Origin of the sequence: Cysteiniphilum marinum (assembly GCF_014857925.1) — a bacterium.
In the GTDB taxonomy this organism is placed as follows: domain Bacteria; phylum Pseudomonadota; class Gammaproteobacteria; order Francisellales; family Francisellaceae; genus Caedibacter; species Caedibacter marinus.
Map to the genome: position 1 here is coordinate 1 of NZ_JACYVZ010000091.1, position 2,173 is coordinate 2,173.

Annotated in this window: 3 protein-coding genes; 1 reads left to right on the forward strand and 2 read right to left on the reverse strand. The window is 38.3% G+C overall.

What is annotated here, in order from left to right; translation table 11 throughout:
* Nucleotides 1–210 (forward strand): transposase (locus IE867_RS14370; protein ID WP_192485360.1); only part of this gene is annotated, 210 nt, incomplete at its 5' end.
* A gap of 22 nt (nucleotides 211–232) precedes the next feature.
* On the opposite strand, the gene IE867_RS14375 is transcribed toward IE867_RS14370, so the two are convergent.
* Both IE867_RS14375 and IE867_RS14380 read right to left on the reverse strand, forming a co-directional pair.
* Nucleotides 233–820, reverse strand: coding sequence for a DNA topoisomerase (locus IE867_RS14375; RefSeq protein WP_192485394.1), 588 nt, complete (start codon nucleotides 818–820; stop codon nucleotides 233–235).
* Between the two features lie 228 nt (nucleotides 821–1,048).
* Nucleotides 1,049–2,173: hypothetical protein (locus IE867_RS14380; protein WP_192485395.1), on the reverse strand; the 1,125-nt coding region annotated here is incomplete at its 5' end.

Sequence of the window (2,173 nt, forward strand, 5' to 3'; positions counted from 1 at the left end):
ACGACATTAACAACCCATATTGAAGAGGTAAGCAATTACTTTATTGATCGAAATAGTAGCGGTTTTGTGGAAGGCTTTAATAACAGGTTAAAAGTGCTGACGAGAAGATGCTATGGGTTAAAAAATGCCAAACGTTTTTTTCAACGGATTAAAATAGATACTGAAGGGCTTGCTTTATTCAGATTCAGCGGTGTTCAGTATGCGATCTAATCAACGGATAAACTGGTAGAGCCTACTTTTTGTTATTAGTGATATAGCTTCTTGCTTTAAGTGTTTCAATGATATCTGCTCTTGTTGCTTCAGTACCAATGCCTTGCACTTCTGAGAGCATTTTCTTAGCTGCTGCATCCTCTAATTTACGCCCACAGTTTTTCATGGCAGCAATTAAAGTTGCATCAGTATAATGTTGAGGCGGTGAGGTCATTTTATCTTTGATTGTTAATTTGTCACAATGAACAGATTCATCAGGGTTTAATACCGGTAATTGTTGCTGTGTTTCCTGACTAGATTTTTTGTTTTTCTTGCCTTCATCTTTACTGGTATGGCTATTTTTTGCTAATGCTTTCTTCCAGGCAAGCTCAACAGGGATAATCCCTTTTGTTTTAAATCGTTCTCCTTCACACACAATTTCAAGCACAGTTTCGTCATAGACGTATTGCCCCATGAATTGTGCAATGTATTGACGAACAATGAGATCGTAAATGTTTTTTTCAGCATGGGGTTCCGGTGTTATAAGCCGAAAAGTGTAAAGTTTTTTTGAGAAGTTGGCTGAAACGCCTTTATTTACAAGAATCCTAGCAGACATTTGGCAAATTGTCATGTATAATCCCTACAAGATTTCAAAGTATAATAAAACCTACCTTAAATTATACTCCTGCTGAGGAAACTTGAAGCTAGAGAGTATAAGGGTTTTGAGATATAAATATCTGGTTAAATTAAACAAAATATAATTTAGCTGATTTCACGAGATAAGTTAGACCAAATATTTTCTTTACGTTTTTCGGCCTATAGCACTGGAGCCCCAAAAGGGAAAAGAACCTACTGCACTCTAAAACCCAACTGCAAAACCAACACTTCCACCTAACTGATTTGCTTCAAAATCACTACCACCTTGAAAGTTCATATAAGTATTACTTTCACCAAATTTAACTTGCATACCAATAGCAAGGGCATTTTTACCCTGCATAGTACCATATGAAATTGCTATAGAATTCATTCCTGCGACATAGTTCAAGCTTGTTAATGCTGTATTAATAGCAGCGCTTGCTTTTAGGCCACTGACAGAGTCTTGCAGAGTTGCAATGGCTGCAGCATTAGACCCAATAGACTGTCCTGCTCCGTTATATACATCACCTTGAGCAGTTATATTTCCTGTGCTACCATTTAATTCTATCATTTGAGCACCTGTTGTAGGATTGTTTATTGTTACATTACCTGATGTCCCATCTACCTGAACTGTTTGATGCCCAGTAGTGGCATTACCAGCTGATATAGTCCCTGAGCCTGCATTAAGAGTAACAGTCCCTGTTGCTGAGGTGTATCGAGAGGTTGGATCTATCCCTAACTGTTGTAATGCTTGTGCGTTACGATGGATGGATTCACCGTAACTATTGTAAACATCCGCACCACTAGCTGTAGTTCGAATATCACCCGTAGAGGTAATAGTCCCATTCTCCCCATTAATAACTACGTTATCTGAAGTTGTTGAGCTTGTGGCTGATATTGTATTGGTTGCACCGTCGAAAATAAGTGAGTTTTGACCTACCTTTAAGTAACCTTCTCCTGAACTATCTAATTGAATAACATCTGCAGTGCCATTACTCATTTTTAATATTTTATTTGAGGAATCAATATTTAATGAAGTACTGGTTACATCTAAAGAGTTATTGATGACTGTTGCACCATTTAAAGTGACTGCACCATTAACCCCTAAAGTACCTCCTACCGTACTATCACCAGAAACGGTTGAAGTTGCAGAACTCATATCTGCAGTAGTACTAATATTCCCAGTGTTAGTGATCCCGTTAGTAGAAGTGGTGCCAGTGACTCCTAAAGTACCTCCTACCGTACTATCACCAGAAACGGTTGAAGTTGCAGAACTCATATCTGCAGTAGTACTAATATTCCCAGTGTTAGTGATCCCGTTAGTAGAAGTGGTGCCAGTGACTCCTAA

Excerpts from the sequence above, each read along its gene's own strand:
- IE867_RS14375 (WP_192485394.1), bottom strand. The coding sequence starts at position 820 with ATGACAATTTGCCAAATGTCTGCTAGGATTCTTGTAAATAAAGGCGTT.